The sequence below is a fragment of the Sphingomonas sp. Ant20 genome (genome assembly GCF_000783375.1).
GTDB lineage: Bacteria > Pseudomonadota > Alphaproteobacteria > Sphingomonadales > Sphingomonadaceae > Sphingomonas > Sphingomonas aerolata.
Genome location: NZ_JRVI01000261.1, coordinates 1 through 2,639, shown reverse-complemented (window position 1 = coordinate 2,639; position 2,639 = coordinate 1). Strand labels below are relative to the sequence as shown.

The following is a 2,639-nucleotide window of genomic DNA, read 5'->3' as shown; positions in this document are numbered from 1 at the left end:
CCCACCGCCGCGGCATCGCGCGCGGCGTCGAGCGCGCGCCGCATCGGGTCGGGGATCGGAAACATGCCCCGCCCTGCCCTGCCTTCCCCATCAGGTAAAGCTGCAGGACAAGGCGGGCGCGGATCAGTTGGCGGGCACCTGGCCATTGTCTGCCGCGGTCCCCGGCTTGTCGACCGAGATCGTCGGCACCGCGACCGTCTTGGTCTCGGTCCCCAGCCGCACCTTGGCGACGTCCGCCTCGAATTTCGGCGTCTGGATCGCGCCGGCGCGCGTCTGGTCGATGTTGATGATCCCGAAATACATCAGAGCGACGACGGCGAGCAGCGCGATCGCGACCAGAGACAAGAGCGTACGCATGGGATTCCCCTTATATAAGGCCACGACCCAATGCGGGCGTCGACCGGTTCGATGGCGTAACAACGTCGATCAACCCCGCGCGGTTGCACGCCCCGCTGTGCCGCCCCGTTCGCCGCATCCGCGTGGGCACCGATCGGCAAAAACGGGTGAATCGGTTGACGCGGCCGCGCTTGCCGGGTATCCGCGCGCCTTTCCGGGGTTCCTCCCGACACTTGATAGGTAGACAGATGTCGCGCATTTGCGAACTGACCGGCAAAGGCCGGATGGTCGGGAACAACGTGTCCCACGCCAACAACAAGACCAAGCGTACGTTCCTGCCCAACCTGCAGAACGTCACGCTGATCTCCGACTCGCTCGAGCAGAGCGTTCGTCTCCGCGTCTCGACGCACGGCCTGCGTTCGGTCGAGCATAATGGCGGCCTCGACAACTGGCTCGTCAAGACTTCGGACGACAAGCTCTCGCTCAAGGCCCGCCGCCTGAAGCGCGACGTCGTCAAGAAGATCGCCGCCGCCGCCTAACCCGCGCGACTGCGACACGGCCTCGGCCCGCGCTCCCACCGGAGCGCGGGCGTCGGCGTTCGTGCGCCCGTCGAACCGAAACGCGCCGCCGAACCCGTTCCACCCCCCTCTCCGTTTGTGTCGAGCGCAGTCGAAACACCGCCCGCCCGGTGCACCGTCCCCTCCCGTTCGTGTCGAGCGAAGTCGAGACACCACTGCCAGCCCCCGCTCGCCCCCCCGCTACCCCTCCAGCCGAAACTTCAGCAACAGGGTCCGCTCCAGCACGGTCTCGTTGTCGTCCGACACGATCCACACCACCGTGTCGTCCCCCTCGCGCACCACCGCGATCCCCTCGAAATTGTCATGCACCAGCGGCGCCGCCAGCCGCGCGATCTCGCGTCCGCGCACCACCGCCCCCGCCCGGATCCGCCCCCGATTCGATCACCGTCACGGCGTGGAAAACGCGAACGGCGCGGCAAAGGCGCGGTTGAGCACGATCAGCCGCCCATCAGGCAACTCGGCGACATCGACCGGACTGAACCCGACCGGCGGCACATAGGTAAAGCCCACCCCGCGCGCGTTAAGCGGATCACCCGCAAACAGCAGCCCCCGCCGCCCGGTCCCGCGCCCGACCCCGCCCGCGCTCGTCCGCACCCGCGGCCGCGCGGTCTCCGACAGCACGACGAATCGCCCATCGCGCAACCGCACCATGCTCTCGGGCCCGCCATTGTCGGGCCATTCGCGCATCGCCCGCGGCCGGACCATCCCGTCGAATCGCGCCAGCAGCGTACCGTCGGCCCCTGCGGCATAGCGCCCGACCGCGTTCCAATATTCGAACCCGACCCACGCGGTCCCCGTCGCGGCATCGATCGTCAGCGATTCGCTGTCCCGGTCGCGCTTCGACCAGCCCTGCCCGGGACCACCCGGCAGCGCGGCAAAGCCGATCCCCGCGGGCCGCCAGTCGTCACCGATATGAAAGCGGACGATATTCCCGCCATCGCTGAGCAGCGTCACCTGGGTTCGCGAAGCCCTGCGACGGACCGCGATCGAGGAATACCCGCCGAACGCCGAATCGCGACTGCGCAGCACCACCCCGCCCAGATAGGTCAGCCCGCCGAGCCGCCGCCGCGACGGATCCGCCGGATCGATCCGCACCCGCGTCGCGGTCATGTCCGCCGCCGCGCCCAGCAGCGGCAGCCGCGACGTGCCGCTCCATCCGGGCACCAGCAGGTGCACGCTCGCCAGCACGAACAACAGGGTCGGGAAACGCCGCACGCCCGCCCCATAGCCGCTGCCGCGCCCGGGGGCACCCGCTTCCAGTCAGGCGTGCGTGATAGGGCGCGGGACCGGAGTCTCGCCTGAACCGTTGATAACGAACGCATTCAGGCTCGGCTCAATCCGACTCGACCATAAGGCTGTCATCAGGATCGAAGGGCCCGCCACCGGCGCACTCCCCCAGGTCCCAAATGGGAGACGTTTGATGTTCAAGACCTTCACCCTCGCCGTCAGCGCGCTCGCAATGGGCACCGCGACCCTGGTCCCCGTCGCCGCCGAGGCGCAGCGTTACGGTTACGAGCGCGGCTATGACCGCGGTTACGACGGGCGCGGCTATGATCGTGGCCGGGGCTATGACCGTGAATATCGCGGCAACGACCGCCGCTACAACTACCGCAACGACCGCAACAACCGTCGCGGCTGCGACAACACCGGCGGCACGATCGTCGGCGCGCTCGCCGGCGGCCTGCTCGGCCACACGGTTGCCGGTCGCGGCAACGGCACGATCGG

General features: G+C 68.8%; 5 protein-coding genes. 2 read left to right on the top strand and 3 right to left on the bottom strand.

Going from position 1 to position 2,639, the window contains the following annotated elements; translation table 11 throughout:
- Positions 1–123 precede the first annotated feature (123 nt).
- Entirely contained in the window at positions 124–357 is a 234-nt protein-coding gene (locus NI18_RS19885) for a hypothetical protein (RefSeq protein ID WP_031395039.1), read from the bottom strand.
- 227 nt (positions 358–584) lie between these two features.
- Here NI18_RS19885 and rpmB point away from each other — a divergent pair, with 227 nt between their 5' ends.
- The gene (rpmB, locus tag NI18_RS19880) at positions 585–875 is read left to right on the top strand and encodes a 50S ribosomal protein L28 (protein WP_031395040.1); all 291 of its coding nucleotides are present in this window, start codon (positions 585–587) and stop codon (positions 873–875) included.
- Positions 876–1,094: 219 nt separating this feature from the next.
- Here rpmB and NI18_RS27475 read toward each other — a convergent pair whose 3' ends face one another.
- Both NI18_RS27475 and NI18_RS19875 read right to left on the bottom strand, forming a co-directional pair.
- On the bottom strand, positions 1,095–1,265 hold the full coding sequence (locus tag NI18_RS27475; protein WP_306286550.1) for a hypothetical protein: 171 nt from the start codon (positions 1,263–1,265) through the stop codon (positions 1,095–1,097).
- A gap of 36 nt (positions 1,266–1,301) precedes the next feature.
- Positions 1,302–2,129, bottom strand: coding sequence for an esterase-like activity of phytase family protein (locus NI18_RS19875; protein ID WP_306286549.1), 828 nt, complete (start codon positions 2,127–2,129; stop codon positions 1,302–1,304).
- Positions 2,130–2,334: 205 nt separating this feature from the next.
- Here NI18_RS19875 and NI18_RS19870 point away from each other — a divergent pair.
- Positions 2,335–2,639 (top strand): hypothetical protein (locus tag NI18_RS19870; protein ID WP_037532722.1); only part of this gene is annotated, 305 nt, incomplete at its 3' end.

Coding starts and splice junctions, on each gene's coding strand:
- NI18_RS19885 (WP_031395039.1), bottom strand. CDS start 357: ATGCGTACGCTCTTGTCTCTGGTCGCGATCGCGCTGCTCGCCGTCGTC.
- rpmB (WP_031395040.1), top strand. CDS start 585: ATGTCGCGCATTTGCGAACTGACCGGCAAAGGCCGGATGGTCGGGAAC.